This window comes from Rhodococcus sp. ARC_M5 (assembly GCF_022810405.1).
Lineage (GTDB): Bacteria > Actinomycetota > Actinomycetes > Mycobacteriales > Mycobacteriaceae > Rhodococcoides > Rhodococcoides navarretei.
In genome coordinates this window covers 60,577-81,671 of sequence record NZ_JALGQE010000001.1, presented here as the reverse complement: position 1 = coordinate 81,671, position 21,095 = coordinate 60,577, and the positions used below count along the sequence as shown (strand labels likewise).

Here is a 21,095-nt window from a genome sequence, read left to right as displayed (position 1 = left end):
CTAGATGAGAACGATGCCTTCGGCGACGCCGACGGATCGCAGATCGCGGTACCAACGCTCGACCGGGTGCTCCTTGGTGAAGCCGTGACCGCCGAGCAATTGCACGCCGTCGGAACCGATCTGCATGCCCTTCTCGGAGGCGAGTCGACGAGCGAGCGCCGATTCGCGAGTGAACGACAGACCTTGTTCGGCCCGCGAAGCGCCGCGCAGCGTGACCAACCGCATGCCGTCAAGCTCGATGGCGATGTTGGCGACCATGAAGGCCACGGCTTGACGGTTGCTGATCGGCTCACCGAAGGCGACGCGGTCGTTGACGTACGGAATCACGTAGTCGAGCACGGCCTGACCGGTACCGACGGCCAGCGATGCCCAACCGAGTCGCGCCAGGCCGATGGCAGCGCTGTATTCGGCTGCTCGCTGATCTGCGTCTCCGTCGCCGAGCAGAGCCGACTCGGGAACCGCGACATCGGTGAGGATCAGGCGACCCAGGCCTGCTGCACGCAAGCCCATGCTCGGGTCGGCTTCGACGACGAGGCCCTTGGAGTCGGACTCGACGATGAAGAACGCCGGACGGCCGTCGAGTTCCGCGGCGATGACGAACAGCTCGGAGCTACCGGCAACAGGCACGAGACTCTTGACGCCGTTGAGCTTGTAGCCACTGGGGGAGCGAACGGCCTTGGTCTGCAACGCATACGGATCGAACAGTGCGCGGGGTTCGTTGACGACGACGGCGGCGTTCGGCACCTTCTCGCCGACGAACGCCGGGAGGTAGGTCTTCTGCTGCGCGTCGGTTCCCCACTGGGTGAGGGCCACGGCTACACCGCTGGGCGCAAGGATGGGCAATGCCAGGCCCATATCGCCGTGGGCAAGTGCCTCTGCGACGAGGGAGTTGGTGACCGCCCCACGCTCGGTGGCTGCGCCGTCGAGCTCCTCGGGAACGTTGATGAGCGTGATGCCGAGCTCTGCGGAACGGCGAACCAGATCCTCGGGCGACGAGGCACTGTGGTCTGCGTCGAAGGCAGCCGGGCGGAGGATCTCCTCGGCGAACTCTTTCACCGTCTCGACGATCATGCGCTGCTCGTCGTCGGGCGTGAGGTCGAAGTAGCTCAGGTTCTTGGCGGCACCGTCGTCGAGACGCTTGGGCTTGCCGCCTCCGGTGACCTTGGCGAACGTGCGATTGGCCGCACCGAGTGTCTTGAACCCGGTCTTGGTGCTCTCGTACGTCACCCGGTCGATGGTTTGGCGCAGGTTGTACTTCTCCGCCAGTTCCGATCCGGTGATGGCGGTCAGAACGCGCATCGCGGTTCCGATCGCATCTCTCTTGAACGGGTTGAGGCCAACCGCAGAAGTATCGCGAGGCGCCTTGGGGGCCTTCGCGTCGACCACACTGTCTTGCTTGCTCATGATCACCAGTTCCTCGGCATCGGGCACGGACTTCACAGATCTTACTCCCGAGTAAGTTAGCTGTCTACTGTCGAGTAAGGAGCGGAGTCGTACGAGACCGGAACCGCAGTTCGTACCGTGCGTCGTATCGGTGTGACAGGCTGTTTCCGTGCATCCGACAGCTCAGATATTCGCCGCCGTCGCCGCGGCCCTCCACGTCGTCATCTTCCTCATGGAAAGCGTCTTCTGGTCCAAGCCGGCCATCTGGGCGAAATTCGGCGTCGCCAGCCAGAACGATGCAGACATCACCAAGCCGATGGCCTTCAATCAAGGCTTCTACAACCTGTTTCTCGCCATCGGCATCGTGGCCGGTCTCATCGTGGGCGGGTCCGCCGGTAACGCCGTCGTCTACTTCGCCTGCGCCAGCATCGTCGGTGCAGCGCTGGTTCTGGCCACCGGCGGCGCGAAGTACTTCCGGCCTGCCTTCGTACAGGGCATCACGCCGCTGATCGCTCTGATTCTTGCCGCAGTTCTCTAGGCGAGATTCTTCGCGCTGGGGGACAGGTGCGCGAGGACCTCGTGGTGCAGTAGGCCGTTGGTGGCCACGGCGCTGCCACCGTGCGGCCCCGCGGTGCCGTCGAGCGCGCTGAAACCGCCACCGGCCTCGCGGACGAGGACATCGAGCGCGGCCAGGTCCCACAGCGAGACCTCGGGTTCGGCCGCTATGTCGACGGCCCCTTCGGCCACGAGGCAGTACGAGAAGAAATCGCCGTAGCCGCGTACCCGCCACACGGCGTCGGACAGATCGAGGAACCTGTCCCGGATCCCCAGTTCGGCCCAGCCGGCGAGGCTGGAGAAGCTCAGGCTCGACGCCGCCAGTGAGTCGACCTTCGAGACCGCGATCCTGCGTGGGGTGTCCCCGTTCGAGGCCGCCCAGGCACCCAGATCGACCGCAGCCCACCACCGTCGGTTCAGGGCGGGCGCGCTGACCACTCCGACCCGAGGTACGCCGTCGTCCAGCAGGGCGATCAGAGTTGCCCATACCGGGACACCACGCACGAAGTTCTTGGTGCCGTCGATGGGATCGACAACCCACTGACGGCCGCTGAAGGTGGCCGTGCCGCCGAATTCCTCACCCAGCAAGGCATCGCCGGAACGCTCCGAACCAAGCTCGCTGCGAATCATCGTCTCGACGGCCAGGTCTGCGTCGCTCACCGGTGTGAGATCCGGCTTCGAGTCCACCGAGAGATCCATGGCGAGAAAACGTCGACGAGTGATGGCGTCGGCCTCGTCGGCAAGTCGGAGGGCGAGAGAAAGATCAGCGGAGTAGTCGGTCACCGCGTAAGACTATCGACGGGTACGTCACGACTGTGTCTGCCGATACTCGGGGGCGGTCGGGTTCGGGTTCGCGTGCCGGTAACCTTGACTCTCGTGCATCCCGACGTTTCTGCAGACCTGGCCGAGCTCGACACCACTCTGTCCACCGTCGAGTCGGTTCTCGACGTCGAGGAATTGCGGCGACGCATCGACGAACTCGAGCACCAGGCCGCGTCGCCGGACCTGTGGAACGACCAGGAGCACGCTCAACAGGTGACCAGCCAGCTCTCCCACGCGCAGGCCGAACTGCGCCGGGTCGAAGAGCTTCGGCAGCGACTCGAGGACATGCCGGTGCTGTACGAGCTCGCCGAGGGCGAGGAGGGCGAGGCAGCTGCGTCGGCCACCGCCGACGCCGATGCCGAACGCGCGTCTCTTCGCGAGGACATCGCGGCCATGGAAGTGCGGACCCTGCTGTCCGGCGAGTACGACGCTCGCGACGCATTGGTCAACATCCGGTCCGGCGCAGGTGGGATCGACGCCGCCGACTGGGCAGAGATGCTGATGCGCATGTACATCCGCTGGGCCGAGAAGCACGGCTATGGCGTCGAGGTCTACGACACGTCCTACGCCGAAGAGGCAGGCATCAAGAGCGCGACCTTCGCAGTCAAGGCCCCGTACACCTACGGCACGCTGTCGGTCGAGCAGGGCACACACCGTCTCGTCCGCATCAGTCCCTTCGACAACCAGGGACGTCGACAGACCTCCTTCGCGGAGGTGGAAGTTCTCCCGGTCGTCGAGACCACCGATCACATCGAGATCCCCGAGAACGACATTCGCGTGGACGTCTACCGCTCGTCAGGACCCGGCGGCCAGTCGGTCAACACCACCGACTCCGCCGTCCGTTTGACGCACATCCCGACGGGAATCGTCGTGACCTGCCAGAACGAGAAGTCGCAGCTGCAGAACAAGGTCTCGGCCATGCGCGTGCTGCAGGCCAAGCTGCTCGAGGTCAAGCGCAAGGAAGAGCGTGCCGAGATGGACGCGCTCAAGGGTGACGGCGGCAGCTCCTGGGGCAACCAGATGCGGTCATACGTGCTGCACCCGTACCAGATGGTGAAAGATCTGCGTACCGAGTACGAGGTGAACAACCCGTCTACTGTTCTCGATGGGGACATCGACGGATTCCTGGAGTCGGGCATCCGTTGGCGAATGCGAGGGGAGCAGTAAATTCGATGACGGCCTGGCTCAACGTGACGCCCGAGGTCAAGCTCAACGGCCTCGGAATCGTGCTGTACATCCTCGGTGGATTGCTGGCCGCGCGGTTCGTCACGTGGACCGGTTCGCGGATCACGGCCCGAATCGATCAGAACTATCAGCACAGCGACGCGTTGGTGCGGTCCGAGGCCGCGAAGCATCGGCACGCCCTCGCACAGGTCATCACCTGGGTAGCCGTCACTCTCATCTACATCCTCGTCACCATCGAGGTGCTGCGACGTTTCGGTTTCGGTGTCGGCGGGCTGGTGGCACCGGCAACGGTCCTCGGCGCGGCACTCGGCTTCGGCGCTCAGCGGGTGGTGCAGGACATTCTGGCCGGCTTCTTCATCATCACCGAGCGTCAGTACGGGTTCGGTGACGTGGTTCAGATCGCGGTCATGGGATCGGCCGAGGATGCCGAGGGCACCGTCGAGGACGTGACCCTGCGAGTGACGCGGGTCCGCAGTGTCGACGGCGAGGTCATCACGGTCCCGAACGGCCAGATCGTCAAAGCGATCAACTTGTCGAAGGACTGGGCTCGAGCAGTCGTCGACGTTCCGGTGCCCAGCACTGCGGATCTCACTCAGGTCAACGGGCTGCTGCGTGCGGTCGGCCGCGATGCGTTCGCGGATCCGCACCTTCGTCCGTTGCTGCTCGACGAGCCAACGGTGATGGGCGTGGAAAGCATCGAAGTGGGGCAGGTCAATGTTCGCTTGGTGGCGCGTACGTTGCCGGGCAAGCAGTTCCAGGTGGGACGCGAGCTCCGGGTCCGGGTGGCTGCCGCCCTGCAACCCGAGGGCATCAACGTGGCGCCCGACGTGAGCACTGCCGGGGTGGCACCGGAAGCATCGGGACGAGAACGGACGGAGGATCAGTGAGTACACCGGATTCTGGAACCGCTCTCCCACGACGACACTGGCGGCAGTGGCGCATTCCGGCCAAGATCAACGGCCGCGTCCGCACGTCCACCCTCGCGTTCGGCATCTTCTTCGTGCTCACCGGTCTGTGGTACGGCCAGGTCAGCGCAGAGATCGCCGAGAGAGACAGTGAACAGATTCAGGGGCCGACTGCCCCCGATCCGGCCGACCTCACCCCGTACACCGAGCCGCAGTCCGAAACCGGTGTCTCGGGCACCTCCACCGCGACGTCGACACCTGCCGCGACCACCGAAACAGAGCAACCTTCCGGCGTCGTCGATGACACCGGACAGCAGCCGACGTCGACCGCAGCGCCGACCACGACCACGACTTTCGGCCTGCCGCTGCCACCGGGAATTCAGTCGTTGATACCGACCCAACCAGCGCCGACGCCGTCTCGCTGAGGCATTCTTTACCGTCCCTCGGGACTCGCCGCGACGGCCGAGCAGTTCCGGCGGTTACCGGCGAGTAAGGACTACACTGGCGACCCGTGATCAGCACCTCGAATGTCTCCAAGTCCTACAAGACCTCCACCAGGCCCGCCCTGGACAAGGTGACGGTCTCCATCGACAAGGGTGAGTTCGTGTTCCTGATCGGTCCGTCGGGTTCGGGCAAGTCGACGTTCATGCGGCTGCTTCTCAAGGAGGAGACGCCCACCTCCGGCGATATCCACGTCGCCGATTTCCACGTCAACCGGCTGGCCGCTCGACGCGTCCCGCGACTGCGGCAGAGCATGGGCTGCGTGTTCCAGGACTTTCGCCTGTTGCAGCAGAAGACGGTCGTGGAGAACGTGGCGTTCGCACTGGAAGTGATCGGAAAGCCGCGCTCGATGATCAAGCGCACCGTCCCCGAGGTTCTGGACCTCGTGGGACTCGGCGGAAAGTCCGACCGTCTACCCAACGAGCTGTCCGGTGGCGAACAGCAGCGAGTGGCGATTGCCCGGGCATTCGTCAATCGCCCGCTCGTGCTGCTCGCGGACGAGCCGACCGGAAACCTCGATCCGGACACCAGTCAGGACATCATGCTGCTGCTCGAGCGCATCAACCGCACCGGAACCACGGTGCTGATGGCCACCCACGACAACCACATCGTCGATTCGATGCGCCGACGCGTCGTCGAACTCGACAACGGACGAGTCGTTCGTGACGAGGCCCGCGGGGTCTACGGCGTCGGGCGCTGACGACACCCGACCAGGACCTATCGGACTTCACGACCGAACGAATCGAAGGGCTCGGATTCCGCGATGCGCGCAAGTTTCATCTTCAGCGAGGTCCTCACCGGACTTCGTCGCAACATCACCATGACGATCGCCATGATCTTGACGACCGCCATTTCCCTCGGCCTGTTCGGCGGCGGACTGCTCGTGGTGCAGATGGCGGGAAAGACCCAACAGATCTTCCTCGATCGGGTCGAAGTGCAGATCTTCCTCACCGACGACATCTCCGCGACCGACCCCGACTGCGCCCAGGAGACCTGCGCCGCCTTGCGTTCGGATCTCGACAACACCCCGTCGGTGGTGTCGGTGCAGTACCTCAACCGTGAGGACGCGGTGAAGGACGCCACCGAGCGCGTGTTCAAGGACCAGCCCGAACTGGCCGAGTTGGTCAGTGCCGACAGCTTTCCCGCGTCGTTCAAGGTGCGACTGAGTGATCCCGAACGGTTCGGGGTCATCAACGACAACTTCGAGAATCGACCGGGCGTGCAGAGCGTGCTCAATCAGCGCGACCTGGTCGAGCGGCTCTTCAGTGTGCTCAACGGTGTGCGCAACGCTGCCTTCGCCATCGCGACGGTGCAGGCCATCGCCGCGATCCTTCTGATCGCCAACATGGTGCAGATCGCCGCGTTCACCAGACGAACCGAGGTGGGCATCATGCGTTTGGTCGGCGCCACTCGCTGGTACACCCAGCTGCCCTTCCTGCTCGAGGCGGTGGTGGCGGCCTTGATCGGCTCGGCGCTGGCCATCGCGGGCCTGTTCACGGCGAAGAACATGTTCATCGATGACGTGCTTTCGGACGTGTATCAAGCGAACATCCTGGCTCGAATATCGAACAGTGACGTGCTCCTCGTGTCGCCGTTCCTCGCTCTCGTCGGAGTCGGCATGGCAGCGGTGACGGCGTACATCACGTTGCGCCTCTACGTGCGCGAATAAATTCGCTTGCCGTTCGGTTCTATGCTGGAGCGGTTGCCCGTGGAACCGCTCCACGTGGCGAACGCTCGAGAAAGGGCCCTGCAGTGAAAGAGAAGGGCCGCAAGGCCATCGCGACCAACCGCAAGGCGCGGCACAACTACTCCATACTCGACGTCCTCGAGGCCGGAGTTGCCCTCGTCGGAACCGAGGTCAAGAGTCTGCGTGACGGCAAGGCCTCGCTGGTCGACGCCTTCGCGACCGTCGACGACGGTGAGATCTGGCTGCGCGGGCTGCACATCGCCGAATACACGCTCGGTAGTTGGACCAACCACGCACCGCGGCGAAACCGCAAACTGCTTCTGCATCGTCGCGAGATCGATCGTCTGGCCGGCAAGGTCAAAGAGGGAAATCTGACGTTGGTGCCGCTGTCGATGTACTTCTCGGACGGCAAGGTCAAGGTCGAACTGGCCTTGGCCAAGGGTAAGCAGGACTACGACAAGAGACAGTCGTTGGCCAAGCGGACTGCCGAACGCGAAGTGACCCGCGAGCTGGGACGTCGTGTGAAAGGAATGCGCTGACCGCTGTTCTGCTCGCTCTGGTAGCTGCCGTCGGATACGGGGTGAGCGATTTCGTCGGCGGCGTCGCATCCCGCCGCGTTGCCGCCCTGCGGGTGGTCATCGTGTCCTACCCGCTCTCGCTGGTGATCGTGCTGCTCGTCGCGCCGTCCGTCGGCGGCACCATCGAACTTCCGGCGATGTTGTGGGGACTGGCCTCGGGTGTTGCCGGTGGCGTTGCGGTGTGGTGGTTCTACCTCGCCCTCGCCGCCGGACCGATGGCCGTCGTCTCACCGGTCACCGCCGTTCTGGTGGCCGGCATTCCGGTGCTGGTCGGCCTGTCGATGGGCGAGCGTCCCGGCGTCATCGCGTTCCTCGGCATCGCCGTGGCGCTGGTTGCGGTGGTGCTGGTCAGCAAGGAATCCCCGGACGAGGTGACCGGTGAGGTGGCCGGTGGTCGGGAGATGAAGTTCACCCGAACCGTGGCCTGGTTGACGGTCGGTTCGGGCGTGACATTCGCGTTCGCCTTCATTTTCCTGCACCAGATCGGAGACGGCAGCGGGCTGTGGCCGTTGGCCGCGTCACGCGCGTCGGCGACCGCGGTGGTCTGGATCGTGGCGCTGGCATCGGGACACTTCGCACCTCCGCACGGCAGCGTGTTGAAACTGGCGGCCTTCGTCAGCGTGCTCGACGTCGTCGCCAATGCCGCCATGATCTACGCGTATCAGGGCGGTTTGCTGTCGTTGGTGAGCGTCATCGCCTCGCTGTATCCCGCAGCCACGGTGTTGCTGGCGATGGTGATGCTCGGCGAACGGGTCGGAACGCTGCAGAAGGTGGGAATGGCGTTGGCGCTCGGGGCCATCGCCATGATCGCGCTCGCGGGTTGAACATGCTCGCAGACGGGTAAGGAACCCGTTTATGACAGCTTCCGATTCGTCGTCCGACATCCCCGCGGCCCGAGACGACGGACAGCCTCCCCGCGTACTCGTCACCGGTGCCACGGGATACCTGGGCGGGCGTCTGGCACCGCGGCTGCTCGACGACGGATATCGGGTACGGGTGCTCGCTCGTACTCCGAGCAAGCTCGACAACGTGCCGTGGGCGGCGAACGTCGAGATCGTTCAGGGCGATCTCAGCGATCGCGACTCGCTGAAGGAAGCACTGACCGGTGTCGACATCATGTATTACCTGGTGCACTCCATGGGCACCGCAGGCCATTCCGACTTCGCCGACACCGAACGCGACAGCGCCGAGAACGTCGCGGCTGTCGCTGCCGAGTGCGGCGTCGGGCGCATCGTGTACCTCGGCGGCCTGCACCCGCCCACCGGAGAGCTCTCACCACACCTGAAGTCCCGAGCCGAGGTGGGACGCATTCTGATCGATTCGGGAGTTCCGACGATCGTGCTGCAAGCAGGCGTGGTGATCGGATCGGGTTCGGCGTCGTTCGAGATGATCCGGCACCTGACCAACCGGCTTCCGGTGATGACCACACCGCGGTGGGTACACAACCGCATCCAACCCATCGCTGTGCGCGACGTGTTGCACTACCTGATCGGGGCCGCGAGTGCGCCGATCACCGAATCCAGGACATTCGACATCGGTGGTCCCGACGTCATGCAGTACGGCGAGATGATGAACATCTACGCCGACGTCGCGGGTCTGCGGCAGCGTCGGATCATCGTGCTCCCGGTGTTGACGCCGCGACTGGCCGGCCACTGGATCGGGCTGGTGACTCCCATTCCGCGGGGGCTGGCGATGCCGCTCATCGAATCACTGCAATACGACGCCGTCGGCCACGAGATGGACATCGACGCCGTCGTACCCCGTCCGGACGGCGGCCTGACGGGCTACCGCGACTCCGTGAGATTGGCACTGCGCAAGATCGACGACGGTGAGGTGGAGACGCGGTGGACCGACGCCACGGGCACCGCGGCACCGTCGGACCCGCTGCCCTCGGATCCGGCGTGGGCAGGCGAGGTCGTCTACACCGACACCCGCGTCGCCCGAAGCGCAGCGAAGTCGACCGCGATCCGGCCCGCACTCGAACGATTGGCCGACGCCGACATTCTCACCGGCTGGCACCGCGACGTCACCGGACCCGACGCATCCGCGTCGGGCACCGAACACACCACTCGGCTCAAGTCCTCCACGCGACTGCCCGGCGAGGCCTGGCTCGACCTGACGGTCGGGGGAACCGCGAAACAGCCGACGATCGAGCAGCGGTTGGTGTTCTTTCCGCGTGGTCTGGCCGGTCGCGCGGTCTGGTACGCCTCGTTGCCTGCACGCCTGGTGATGGCGCGTCGAATGTTGCGCACGGTCGTGCAGCGGGTGGACGCCGATGCCTCGGCGAACACGGCGGATCGCCGGACCGACAGTTAATGGGATGAATGTGGCCATGCGAGGCGTTACACTGAATAGCCCGGGCACAGTGTTCGGGAACATACGGGGCTGAACGGTTTCGACTTTGTATGTTGAGTCAGGGGAAGCGTGTCGGTGCAGGCGAGAGACCACCGTAAGCGTCATCGCAACCTTATAAGCGCCGATTCCAATCAGCGCGACTACGCACTCGCTGCCTAAGTAGCGACTGCGTGTCTGTCAGTCCGGGCTCGCCCTCGGTCCGGGTACTGGCATCAGCTAGAGGGCTCACCGATTCATCCGGCCGCGGGATGATGAGGAACATCAAACAGTGGCTGGGATCGTCATCCTGACTTGTTCGCGAGATCGGGAGATCCAAGTAGAGACATAGCGGACTGCACACGGAGAAGCCCTGGCAATGCAGCAGAGGACCCGGGTTCGATTCCCGGCAGCTCCACCGACGAAGACCGGGCCGAGAGACACACTCTCGGCCCGGTCTTCTTTCTGTGTCGGACAGGTCACTGTCCACTCGGCAGGACCCATCCCACCCGAAGCGACCGCGGTGCCGAATAGTGGTCATGAGCAACGAGCCGACTCCAGTTCTGCGCACCGGCAGAAGAGTGTCCGAGCCTGCACTGGTCGTGTTGGTCCTCGGCGGCGGCAAGGATGTGAGCCGGGCACGCAGTAGGCCCTGGCACCTGGCCGGTCTGCGAATGTGGCCGTTCACCTGGATGCTTCGGCGCGCGGGCAGAGCACACGGCATATCGGTGCAGCAGTTGCAGTATCGGTTTCGTGGTTGGAACGCCCCCGAACGGTCACCGGTCGAGGACGCCCGGTGGGCACTGAACCGGATCCACGCCGAGCATCCAGACGCTCACGTCGTGGTCGTCGGCCATTCGATGGGTGGCCGCACCGCAGCTGCCCTGATCGACGACCCTTCTGTCGCGGGAGTGGAGCCTGCAGAAACGACCCGGAAAATCGTGGGTGTGGTGGCTCTGGCCCCGTGGTGGCCGGAAGGTGTGGAGGCCGACGGATTCGGGCCGCATCATGCGTTGCTCGTCGTCCACGGGACTGCAGACAAGTGGACCGATCCGAGAACCTCGCGCCGTGCGACCGAACGTGCGGCGGCGCGCGGGGCTTCCGCTCGCTATCTTTCCGTTCCGGGTGGGCATTTCATGCTGCGCAATCCGCAGCTCTGGTCGAGGGCGACGCGTGACTTCGTTCTCGGTATCGCCGCCGATGCGCAGGCCGACTGCATGGGCACACCGTCGTGATGCGCCGTCGTATCGCGGTGGTCGGGAGCGGTATCGCAGGCCTGACGGCCGCATACGCACTGTCGAAGAACTCGTCGGTGACGCTGTACGAGGCGGACTCTCGGCTCGGTGGTCACGCGGACACCCACTACGTGGACGGCCCCGACGGTCCGGTAGGCGTCGATACCGGGTTCATCGTGCACAACGACCGGACGTATCCGACTCTGCTGCGGTTGTTCGACGAACTCGACGTGCCGACGCAGGATTCGGACATGAGCATGTCCGTGCGCTGCGACGGGTGCGGGCTCGAGTACTCGGGCGGCCAGGGTATGCGCGGAATTCTCGCGCAGCGTACGGCGGTGTTCAAGCCACGATTCGTGTCGATGTTGCTCGACGTCAAGCGTTTTCATCGCCTGGCCAACGAACTGCTGGACAGTGCCGAACCGGTCGAGTCCGAGACGACTCTCGCGCAGTTTCTCGAAGATCACTCGTTCTCGGCGTACTTCGAGTCCCATTTCATGACACCGTTGGTGTCGGCGGTGTGGTCGTGTGACCCGGACACTGCGCTCGCCTACCCGGCTCGCTACCTGTTCACCTTCCTTCGGCACCACGGAATGCTCACCGTCACAGGATCACCCACCTGGCGCACCGTCACCGGCGGATCCATCGAATACGTTCGCCGGGTTGCGCAGCACATCGACGAGGTACTGCTCGACACCCCGGTGCGCGCGGTCTACAGGTCCGAGGACTCCGTGCAGATCCGCGACGGCCACGACCGCCTGCGCACGTTCGACGCGGCCGTGATCGCCGTGCATCCCGGTGCCGCGCTGAAGATGCTCGCAGAACCGACGGCGCTCGAGCACAGCATCCTGGGAGCGATGCCGTACTCCACCAATCACACGCAACTGCACACCGACTCGTCGGTGTTGCCGAAGAACACCAGGGCGCGTGCATCGTGGAACTACCACCTCCCGTCGTGCACGGCCAGGCCCGATCGGGTGCTGGTCAGCTACGACCTGACCAGGTTGCAGCGCCTGGGCGACACCGATCGCAGAATGCTCGTCACCCTCGGTGGAGCGGATCGGATCGACCCGAACGCGGTACTCGACGAGATGACCTACGAACACCCTCAGTACACCCCCGAATCGGTTGCAGCGCAGCGTCGACTTCCCGAATTGGATACCGACACACTGGTATTCGCCGGTGCGTACCACGGCTGGGGATTTCACGAGGACGGTGCGTTGTCGGGCGCGCGCGCCGCACAACGGGTGGGGGCCACGTGGCTCTGACATCGGTTCTGCCGACCACCCGCGCACACGGGGCGGCGTTGTATCGCACTCGGATCGACCACGTTCGACGCGCGCCGATTCGAAATACGTTCTCGTACAGGAGTTACAGCTGGTTCGTCGATCTCGACGCACTTCCCGAATTGCCCCGGATACTGCGACCGCTGGCCTCGTTCGACCCACGTGACCACCTCGGTGACCCCGACGCCACCATCCGCCAGAACGTCGACGCCTTCCTTGCGGAGAGCGGTATCGACCTCGGCGGCGGACGAATCACGATGTTGGCCAGTGCGCGAGTGTTCGGGCACACGTTCAACCCATTGAGTGTGTACTGGTGTCACGACCAGGACGGAGAGCTCCGCTGCGTGGTGGCGGAGGTGCACAACACCTACGGCGAGCGATACCGGTATCTACTGCACACCGATAGGCGCGGCTCGGCGCGGACGGCCAAGGAGTTCTACGTCTCGCCGTTCAACGACGTGGACGGCGAGTACTCCATGCAGCTGCCCGAGCCGGACGCTGCACTCCGCCTGTCGATCGTTCTCGAACGTCCCGGGCAGCCTCCGTTCGTGGCGACCGTCGACGGCCGTCGACGCGAGGTGACGTCGAGGTCCATTCTCCGCACCGCACTCGAGATCCCGTGTGCGCCGTTACGGGTGGTGATACAGATCCGCTGGCAAGGCATTCGGCTCTGGGCGCGGGGTCTGAAGATCGTTCGGAAACCTGTCCCTCCCGGGGCGCGAGAATTCCAGAAGGAAGGGGCCAACAGATGACAACTGTGTCGAAGGCCGATTCTGTGTCGAACCCGTACGGTGGTTCCGCTGTCGGTCCACGCCCGCTGGTGGATCCACGGGTCTGGCCTCAGATCGCCCAGGTTCCCGGTGGCATGAAGGTTGCAGCCGCAGCACCCGTCGCCGACTTCCTCTTCCGCCGCGCGGTCGCGCGATTGCAGGTTCGTGTCGCGATGCCCGACAGCGAGGTGATCGGGGCCGGCTCGGCCGACGCCCCGTTGATGACCGTCTATCGGCCACACGACTTCGCCGCGCGAGTCGGCGACAGCGGACTCATCGGATTCGGTGAGGCATACATGGCCGGAGACTGGGATGCCGAGGATCTCAGTGCCGTGCTCGAGGTCTTCGCCCGGCGCATGGCGTCCCTGATTCCGAAGTCCCTGCAGCGCCTCCGAGGGCTCTATATCCCCAAGCCTCCACGGAGCGAGCGGAATACGACCAAGAACACGCGATCGAACATCTCGCGCCACTACGACCTGTCGAACGACCTCTTCGAACTCTTCCTCGACGAGACGATGACCTACTCCAGTGCGTTGTTCGCCGAATCGGGAAACGACGACGACAGTGAGGAGCTCGCCGAGTCTCAGCGCCGCAAGATCGACCGGCTACTGGACCGGGCGGGCGTCGGCGAGGGAACCAGGGTGCTCGAGATCGGTACCGGATGGGGCGAGCTGGCCATTCGTGCGGCCGCTCGTGGTGCGACGGTCCGGTCGGTGACCCTGTCGACCGAACAGCAGGAACTGGCGCGTAAGCGCTGTGCCGCTGCCGGTTACGCAGATCGGATCCAGATCGATCTCCTCGACTACCGCTTGGTCGACGGCGAGTACGACGCGATCGTGTCGGTCGAGATGATCGAGGCCGTCGGGCATCAGTACTGGGGAACGTACTTCGAGACGATCGACTCGTTGCTCGCGCCGGGTGGGCGGGTTGCCCTGCAGGCCATCACGATGCCGCACGACCGAATGCTGGCTACCCGAAATACGTATACCTGGGTGCACAAGTACATATTTCCCGGCGGGTTCCTGCCGTCGGTGCGGGCCATCGAGGAAGTGACCGAGCAGCACACCTCGCTTCGAGTTCGCGAGCGTCTGTCCATGGGCGATCACTACGCGCGAACCCTCGCCCAGTGGGACCGAAGTTTCCGTGAGTACCGCAGCGAGGCCGAGGAACTCGGTTTCGACGAGGTGTTCGCACGAATGTGGCACTTCTACCTGTGCTACTCGGAGGCCGGATTCAGATCCGGGTACCTCGACGTTCAACAGATCGTGCTCGACCGAAGGGACAACCGATGACCACCTCGACACTTTCCGTGGACAGGACCGATCGCAGTGTCGGTGTCGCACATCGGATTGCCGAGTTGATAGAACCCCTCGTGGGTGGTCCGCTTCCCGTTCGGCTCCAGGCATGGGACGGATCCGTTGCGGGAGATGCATCGGCACCGCGAGTGCTGTTGTGGAGCCCGAGCGCTCTTCGGCGATTGCTGTGGAGCCCCGGCGAACTCGGTGCCGCGCAGGCATACGTCACCGGGGAGCTGGACGTCGACGGCGATCTGGCCGCGGCCCTCGATCACGTCTGGGGTGTGGTGCGTGAGCGCCGACTCTCGGCGATCCGACCGGGGCCGGCGTCGCTCCTGCGGTTGGCAAAACTGGCCAAGGATCTCGGAGTGTTCGGCCGCCCACTGCCGCCGCCCGTGTCGCAGGCATCGGTGAAGGGGCGGCTGCACTCGGTGCTCCGTGACCGAGCTGCGATCAGCCACCATTACGACCTGTCGAACGATTTCTACGAATTGGTACTCGATTCGCACATGGCGTACTCGTCCGCGTACTGGACCTCGGATTCGCCGGACTACACCCTCGACGATGCCCAGCGCGACAAACTCGACCTCGTCTGCCGAAAGATCGGGCTCGACAAGCGCGCAGGGCAACGCTTTCTCGACGTCGGCTGCGGCTGGGGGTCCCTGAGCCTGCACGCGGCTCAGGAGTACGGAGCGCAGGTCGTCGGGGTGACCATCTCGCGCGAACAGAAAGCCCTCATCGACAAGCGAATTGCCGACCGAGGACTTCAGGACAACGTCGAGATCCGTATTCAGGATTATCGAGAGATTCCGGACGGGCCCTTCGACGCGGTGGCGTCGATCGAGATGGGTGAGCATGTGGGGGAGGCCAATTACCCGACTTACGCTGCGGCACTGCACAGCAACGTCAAGCCTGGTGGACGCGTGCTGATTCAGCAGATGTCGCGGCGGGAAGGCGACAATCCCGGCGGCGGAGCATTCATCGAATCGTTCATCGCGCCGGACATGTACATGCGCCCGGTGGGGCGGACCGTTGCAATGATCGAGGAGGCAGGGCTCGAGGTTCGCGACGTCCACGCCCTCCGTGAACATTACGTGCGGACCGTCGATGTCTGGACCGAGCGCTTCGAGGCGCGTTTCGACGACGTGGTGGCGATGGTCGGGGAAGAGGTCGCTCGCGTGTGGCGGCTGTACCTGATCGGCGGCGGAATGGCCTTCCGAGACAACAGGATGGGCGTCGACCAGATTCTGGCGGTTCGGTCCGAGAACGGACCGTCCGAGATGGAATCGGTACGACCGGTGTGGGTGTGCCCGCGGTGAACTGGTCCGACTTCCTCACCGTATCGCTTGCGAGCCTCGGCGGTACCGCTGTTCTGATGATCGTCACCGCCCTCATCGGCGCGCGCATCGGACGCCACAACGTCGTGGACGTGACGTGGGGCGGCGGATTCGTTCTGATCGCACTGATCTCGGCTGCGACCGGAACAGGTGATCTGTGGCGACGACTGCTGCTACTCGTGCTCGTCGGAGTGTGGGGGCTTCGTCTCGCAGTACACGTCTTTCGACGCTCGCGCGGACACGGTGAGGATCCGCGCTACACCGAGCTGCTGTCCAAGGCCACCGGCAACGAAACCCTGTATGCCCTGCGGAAGATCTACCTGACGCAGGCGGTTGCGCTGTGGTTCGTGTCCCTGCCGCTGCAGGTATCCGCCGTCGCACACGGATCCGTTCTGCCGGTCGTGGTACTCGGCGTACTGGTATGGATTCTCGGATGGACGTTCGAGGCAGTGGGGGATGCGCAGTTGACGGCCTTCAAGGCCGACGCGTCGAACAAGGGCAAGGTCATGGATCGTGGTCTGTGGTCCTGGACGCGGCACCCCAACTACTTCGGCGACTCCGCCGTCTGGTGGGGACTGTTCCTCGTCTCGGCGTCGGCGTGGCCCGGAGTGTTCACGTTGCTGTCGCCCATCGCGATGACGTACTTCCTGGTGTTCGCCACCGGTGCGCGGTTGCTCGAGCGCAGCATGGAAAAGCGTCCGGGGTATCGCGAATACCAGCAGCGGACCAGCTATTTCCTCCCACGGCCGCCGAAAGGACCCAGCAAGTAGCTCGTGGGGGATGCAGCGGCGCTAGGGTTGGTCGAGGATTTCGGTTCGTCGATCAACGAGGAGGCGCATCGTGGCGCACGAGAGAGCTGGAACCACTGCATTGCCGGAGGATCTGGTAGATCTTTCGCAGCTCGTGACGGCGTACTACTCGCGAGTTCCCGACGTGTCGGAACCCAGCCAGCAGGTGGTGTTCGGCACATCAGGGCATCGAGGATCCAGCTTGGATTCGGCGTTCAACGAGGCACACATCGTTGCGACGACGCAGGCGATCGTGGAGTACCGCGCTGCGCAAGGCATCACCGGGCCGTTGTTCATCGGCCGGGACACCCACGCGTTGTCGGAACCCGCCTGGACGACGGCTCTGGAAGTGTTGGCGGCCAACGACGTCGACGTACTGGTCGATTCGGGAGATCGGTACACCCCGACCCCGGCCGTCAGTCACGCCATCCTTCGGTACAACGAATCGGGCCCCGCGGCGAAGGCCGACGGCATCGTGGTGACTCCGTCGCACAACCCGCCCCGGGACGGCGGCTTCAAGTACAACCCTCCGCACGGCGGTCCTGCCGACAGTGATGCCACATCGGTCATCGCCGCTCGCGCGAACGAGCTTCTGCGCACCGGCATTTCGGGCATCAAGCGGGTGACGCTCGCGCAGGCGTTCGCGGGGAGCGTCTCACGCTACGACTTCCTCGGCACCTACGTGGACGATCTGCCGAACGTGCTCGACCTCGACGCCATCCGGGCAGCCGGGGTCCGCATCGGCGCAGATCCGTTGGGCGGTGCGAGTGTCGATTACTGGGATGCCATCGCCGAGCGGCACAATCTGGACCTGACCGTGGTGAACCCGTTGGTGGACGGCACATTCCGCTTCATGACCCTCGATACCGACGGCAAGATCAGGATGGATTGCTCGTCGCCGAACGCGATGGCTTCGCTCATCGCTGCCCGCGATCGGTTCGACATCTCGACGGGCAACGACGCCGACTCCGACCGGCACGGCATCGTCACTCCCGACGGTGGTCTGATGAATCCCAATCACTTCCTCGCCGTTGCCATCGACTATCTGTTCACGCACCGACCCGATTGGTCACCTACGGCGGCAGTGGGCAAGACGTTGGTGAGCTCGTCGATGATCGACCGGGTCGTCGCAGGTCTCGGCCGTCGACTGCTCGAGGTGCCGGTCGGATTCAAATGGTTCGTTCCGGGCCTGCTCGCCGGTGAGCTCGGGTTCGGCGGCGAGGAGAGCGCCGGAGCGTCGTTCCTCCGACACAACGGCCGAGTCTGGACCACCGACAAGGACGGCATCATCCTCGCGCTGCTGGCGTCCGAGATCACCGCCGTCACCGGATCCACCCCATCGCAGCGCTACAGCGAGTTCACTGAGAAGTTCGGCAATCCGACGTATGCACGCGTCGATGCACCGGCCACCCGCGAGCAGAAAGCCGTTCTCGCCAAGCTCTCGCCGAGCCAGATCACCGCCACCGAGTTGGCAGGCGAACCGATCACGGCAACGCTGACCGAGGCTCCGGGAAACGGAGCCGCACTCGGTGGCCTGAAAGTGACGACGGAGAGCGCCTGGTTCGCTGCGCGCCCATCCGGAACCGAGGACGTGTACAAGATCTACGCGGAGTCGTTCCAGGGCGAGGAGCATCTCGCCCGGGTTCAATCCGCAGCACGTGAACTGGTGTCGTCCGCACTCGAGAGCTCGTGACCGACTCACCTCCACCCGACCACGACAGTTCGGCTCCCGAGCCGGCGTTTCAACCCGGAGGCAAGCTCCCACCGGAGATCTGGGTTCTGGTGTCGGCGGCGTTCGTCATCGCGCTCGGATTCGGCATCGTCGCGCCCGCTCTGCCACAGTTCGCCCGGGAATTCGGCGTCGGGTACACGGCGGCGTCTGCGGTCATCAGTGCATTCGCTCTCATGCGGTTGCTGTTCGCACCCGCCAGTGGTGCTCTGGTGCAGCGGCTCGGCGAGCGGCCCGTGTACCTGATCGGACTGCTGATCGTGGCGGTGTCGACCGGTGCGTGCGCTCTGGCCCAGACGTATTGGCAGCTGCTGGTGTTTCGCGGACTCGGCGGCATCGGCTCAACGATGTTCTCGGTATCGGCACTGGGATTGCTGATCAGGATCAGTCCGCCGACCAGTCGCGGCCGCATCTCCGGCCTGTATGCGACCGCCTTCCTGTTGGGAACCATCGGCGGTCCGCTCGTCGGCGGCGCGCTCGTGGGATTCGGTCTGCGGGTGCCGTTCGTCATCTATGCCGTTGCTCTCGTGATCGCCGCGGCCGTCGTGTATTTCACCCTGGGCAATTCCGACCTCGTCAAGCCGGAGAAAGGCTCGGCACCGCCCACGATGTCGTTGCTCGCCGCGTTGCGGATCCCGTCGTATCAGGCGGCGCTGGCGTCGAATTTCGCCAACGGTTGGGCTGTGTTCGGCGTTCGGGTGGCCTTGGTGCCGTTGTTCGTCGTCGAGGCGATGCAGCGATCCGAGGTGTTCGTCGGTATCGCGCTGACCGTGTTCGCAGTGGGAAATGCGCTGGTTCTCACCAGTGCAGGTCGGCTGTCCGATGTGCGCGGACGCAAGCCCTTCATGGTGGGTGGGTTGGCGGTGTGCGGCGTGGGCACCGTCGTGATGGGGTACGTCCACGATCCGGTGCTGTTCCTCGTGGTGTCGCTGATCGCCGGAATCGGATCGGGTCTGATGAGCCCTGCCCAGCAGGCCTCGGTTGCCGACGTGATCGGCTCGAAGGCGCGCGGGGGGCCCGTGCTGGCTGCATTCCAGATGGCCTCCGATGTCGGCGCGGTCATCGGCCCGATCGTGGCCGGGATGATCGTCGAAGAGGTCTCGTTCGGACCCGCTTTCGCCGTGACGGGCGCTTTGCTGTTGCTGGCTGGACTCTGGTGGTCGCGAGTTCCGGACACACTCGGGCGCGAGCACACCTGACGGGCGCGAACGTAGTATTCGCTGTGTGAGCCAGAAGAAGATATCGAGTACGAAACACACACCCGAGGCAACCTCCAACACGGTGACATACGTATTGGGCGGCGTCGCATTCGTTGTGGTGGTGATCGTCATCGTGGTTGCGATCATGTGGCAGAGCGGAAGCGACGCCCCGCGCAACGATGGCTACGGAACAGTCAAGAATCCCGCGGTCGAATTATCGCTCCCGGGCGACGGTGTGGTGACGCTGGCGCGTCCGGGAGCGGAGCGTGTCATCGATGTCTTCGAAGATCCGATGTGCCCGTTCTGCGGCGATCTCGAAGTGAAGCACGGCCAGGAGTTGGCTCAGAAAATCGACGACGGTGTCGTCTCGGTGAATTACCACCTGGTCAATTTCCTGGATCCACAGTCGGCGTCCGGTGACTATTCGACGCGTGCCGTCGCGGCCTCGCACTGTGTGGCCGAGACAGAGAACGCGCGGGTCTACTCCGCCTTTCACTCCGGGTTGTTCGACCCGGAATTCCGCCCCGAAGAAGGCGGTGACTCCGACCGAACCGATGCCGAAATCGCAGAACTCGCTCGTTCCGTAGGAGCGAGTGATCTGGCGACCGAGTGCATCGTCAGCGGCGCGCAGCGCGATTCTGCAGTGGCGGATGCAAACATCGGACGGGACGCGCTCGCCGCGTCGGGTGCCCGTGGAACACCGGGGGTCCTCGTGGACGGTGAGGTTGTCGATGCGCTCGGTGACTCTGAATGGTTGGCGTCGATCAACTGATCTCGAGGCGCGGGTGCGGCCGGTCGCCGAGTATTCGGAACCGGCCGTACCAGGTGATTTGTTGCTGCTGCGACCGATGGTGTAACTTCGTTCGAGCAACCGCATGAGCGGTAGCACGCAGTAACTCGGGGCTATGGCGCAGCTGGTAGCGCACCACACTGGCAGTGTGGGGGTCAGGGGTTCGAGTCCCCTTAGCTCCACCGAGAAAATCAACGAAAAAAGCGTCACCTTCGGGTGACGCTTTTTTTGTTGCTTGGGTCCGCCGACCGTCGAAACGGCGTCCGTTCGTGGTGCCCGGAGCCGATTCGGCGGTCGAGCTCAGTGTGCGGCGTCGAATGCCTGCTCGACCTCGGCGGGGATTCTGCCTCGTGCGGAGATATTGTGGCCGTTCGCCTTGGCCCATTCTCTGATGGCTTTGGTCTGATTGGCGTCGCGCTTCGCTCCGGTTGTGGGAGTGCTCGACTTCTTCGTCCGCTTTCCACCGACCTTGGTGGAGTGCTCGATGTAATAGTCGAGCTTGCGGTGAAATTCCTTCGCGTTCTTGTCGCTCAGGTCGATTTCGTAGCTGACTCCGTTGACCGAATAGGTTATGTGTTCGCCACCGGATTCGATCGGTTTCTCGTCGATGTCATCGACTAGTTGCACATAGACTTTTCTGGCCATGCTGAAGCTCTCCAATGATGCAGGGGATGATGCGGGGATGTCCAGATCGAACTGAAGCGACTATACGGCTGAAC

General features: G+C 64.2%; 21 protein-coding genes, 1 tRNA gene and 1 other RNA gene. 20 read left to right on the top strand and 3 right to left on the bottom strand.

All coding sequences use genetic code 11. The features are described 5' to 3' along the window. The gene (locus MTX34_RS00405) at positions 1-1,410 is read right to left on the bottom strand and encodes an acyl-CoA dehydrogenase family protein (protein ID WP_243608437.1); all 1,410 of its coding nucleotides are present in this window, start codon (positions 1,408-1,410) and stop codon (positions 1-3) included. 142 nt (positions 1,411-1,552) lie between these two features. Between MTX34_RS00405 and MTX34_RS00400 the strand changes: the two genes are divergently transcribed. Then, positions 1,553-1,921, top strand: coding sequence for a DUF1304 domain-containing protein (locus tag MTX34_RS00400; protein ID WP_243593488.1), 369 nt, complete (start codon positions 1,553-1,555; stop codon positions 1,919-1,921). Here MTX34_RS00400 and MTX34_RS00395 read toward each other — a convergent pair. Beyond that, positions 1,918-2,721, bottom strand: coding sequence for an inositol monophosphatase family protein (locus MTX34_RS00395; protein ID WP_243608069.1), 804 nt, complete (start codon positions 2,719-2,721; stop codon positions 1,918-1,920). The genes MTX34_RS00400 and MTX34_RS00395 overlap by 4 nt on opposite strands. A gap of 93 nt (positions 2,722-2,814) precedes the next feature. Here MTX34_RS00395 and prfB point away from each other — a divergent pair, with 93 nt between their 5' ends. From prfB to MTX34_RS00300, 19 genes are all read left to right on the top strand, one after another. Beyond that, a complete protein-coding gene (gene prfB / locus MTX34_RS00390) occupies positions 2,815-3,927 on the top strand; it encodes a peptide chain release factor 2 (RefSeq protein WP_027496571.1) in 1,113 nt (370 codons plus the stop codon). A gap of 5 nt (positions 3,928-3,932) precedes the next feature. Then, positions 3,933-4,832: a mechanosensitive ion channel family protein gene (locus MTX34_RS00385; RefSeq protein ID WP_243608068.1), complete on the top strand. Its 900-nt coding sequence runs from the start codon at positions 3,933-3,935 to the stop codon at positions 4,830-4,832. Beyond that, a complete protein-coding gene (locus MTX34_RS00380; protein WP_243593485.1) occupies positions 4,829-5,275 on the top strand; it encodes a hypothetical protein in 447 nt (148 codons plus the stop codon). The genes MTX34_RS00385 and MTX34_RS00380 overlap by 4 nt, the downstream gene beginning before the upstream one ends. A gap of 86 nt (positions 5,276-5,361) precedes the next feature. Continuing rightward, on the top strand, positions 5,362-6,051 hold the full coding sequence (ftsE, locus tag MTX34_RS00375; protein ID WP_027496574.1) for a cell division ATP-binding protein FtsE: 690 nt from the start codon (positions 5,362-5,364) through the stop codon (positions 6,049-6,051). 63 nt (positions 6,052-6,114) lie between these two features. Then, a complete protein-coding gene (gene ftsX, locus MTX34_RS00370) occupies positions 6,115-7,020 on the top strand; it encodes a permease-like cell division protein FtsX (protein WP_094674812.1) in 906 nt (301 codons plus the stop codon). 83 nt (positions 7,021-7,103) lie between these two features. Beyond that, entirely contained in the window at positions 7,104-7,577 is a 474-nt protein-coding gene (smpB, locus tag MTX34_RS00365) for an SsrA-binding protein SmpB (RefSeq protein ID WP_243593484.1), read from the top strand. An 8-nt stretch (positions 7,578-7,585) separates the two neighbouring features. Further along, on the top strand, positions 7,586-8,440 hold the full coding sequence (locus MTX34_RS00360) for a DMT family transporter (protein ID WP_243608436.1): 855 nt from the start codon (positions 7,586-7,588) through the stop codon (positions 8,438-8,440). Between the two features lie 31 nt (positions 8,441-8,471). After that, positions 8,472-9,932, top strand: a complete 1,461-nt coding sequence (locus MTX34_RS00355; protein WP_243608067.1) for an SDR family NAD(P)-dependent oxidoreductase — start codon at positions 8,472-8,474, stop codon at positions 9,930-9,932. Positions 9,933-9,997: 65 nt separating this feature from the next. Beyond that, positions 9,998-10,368: a transfer-messenger RNA gene (gene ssrA, locus MTX34_RS00350) on the top strand. 118 nt (positions 10,369-10,486) lie between these two features. Next, entirely contained in the window at positions 10,487-11,182 is a 696-nt protein-coding gene (locus tag MTX34_RS00345; RefSeq protein WP_243608066.1) for an alpha/beta hydrolase, read from the top strand. After that, complete coding sequence (locus MTX34_RS00340; protein WP_243608065.1) at positions 11,182-12,450, top strand: NAD(P)/FAD-dependent oxidoreductase; 1,269 nt, start codon at positions 11,182-11,184, stop codon at positions 12,448-12,450. Before MTX34_RS00345 ends, MTX34_RS00340 begins: the two co-directional genes overlap by 1 nt. After that, positions 12,441-13,220 carry a DUF1365 domain-containing protein gene (locus MTX34_RS00335; protein ID WP_243608064.1) on the top strand — a complete coding sequence of 260 codons (780 nt, stop codon included), beginning with the start codon at positions 12,441-12,443 and terminating at the stop codon, positions 13,218-13,220. The genes MTX34_RS00340 and MTX34_RS00335 overlap by 10 nt, the downstream gene beginning before the upstream one ends. Beyond that, entirely contained in the window at positions 13,217-14,530 is a 1,314-nt protein-coding gene (locus MTX34_RS00330; RefSeq protein ID WP_243608063.1) for a cyclopropane-fatty-acyl-phospholipid synthase family protein, read from the top strand. The genes MTX34_RS00335 and MTX34_RS00330 overlap by 4 nt, the downstream gene beginning before the upstream one ends. Next, a complete protein-coding gene (locus MTX34_RS00325; protein WP_243608062.1) occupies positions 14,527-15,852 on the top strand; it encodes a cyclopropane-fatty-acyl-phospholipid synthase family protein in 1,326 nt (441 codons plus the stop codon). Before MTX34_RS00330 ends, MTX34_RS00325 begins: the two co-directional genes overlap by 4 nt. Positions 15,853-15,908: 56 nt before the next feature. After that, the gene (locus MTX34_RS00320) at positions 15,909-16,640 is read left to right on the top strand and encodes a DUF1295 domain-containing protein (protein ID WP_279392740.1); all 732 of its coding nucleotides are present in this window, start codon (positions 15,909-15,911) and stop codon (positions 16,638-16,640) included. A 70-nt stretch (positions 16,641-16,710) separates the two neighbouring features. Further along, the gene (gene pgm, locus MTX34_RS00315; protein WP_243608060.1) at positions 16,711-18,351 is read left to right on the top strand and encodes a phosphoglucomutase (alpha-D-glucose-1,6-bisphosphate-dependent); all 1,641 of its coding nucleotides are present in this window, start codon (positions 16,711-16,713) and stop codon (positions 18,349-18,351) included. 77 nt (positions 18,352-18,428) lie between these two features. Continuing rightward, on the top strand, positions 18,429-19,586 hold the full coding sequence (locus tag MTX34_RS00310; protein ID WP_243608435.1) for an MFS transporter: 1,158 nt from the start codon (positions 18,429-18,431) through the stop codon (positions 19,584-19,586). 25 nt (positions 19,587-19,611) lie between these two features. After that, complete coding sequence (locus tag MTX34_RS00305) at positions 19,612-20,358, top strand: DsbA family protein (protein ID WP_243593475.1); 747 nt, start codon at positions 19,612-19,614, stop codon at positions 20,356-20,358. Positions 20,359-20,485: 127 nt separating this feature from the next. Beyond that, a tRNA-Ala gene (locus MTX34_RS00300) sits at positions 20,486-20,558 on the top strand. 118 nt (positions 20,559-20,676) lie between these two features. Here MTX34_RS00300 and MTX34_RS00295 read toward each other — a convergent pair. Beyond that, positions 20,677-21,021, bottom strand: coding sequence for an Lsr2 family protein (locus MTX34_RS00295; RefSeq protein ID WP_243593637.1), 345 nt, complete (start codon positions 21,019-21,021; stop codon positions 20,677-20,679). Between the last annotated feature and the right edge of the window lie 74 nt (positions 21,022-21,095).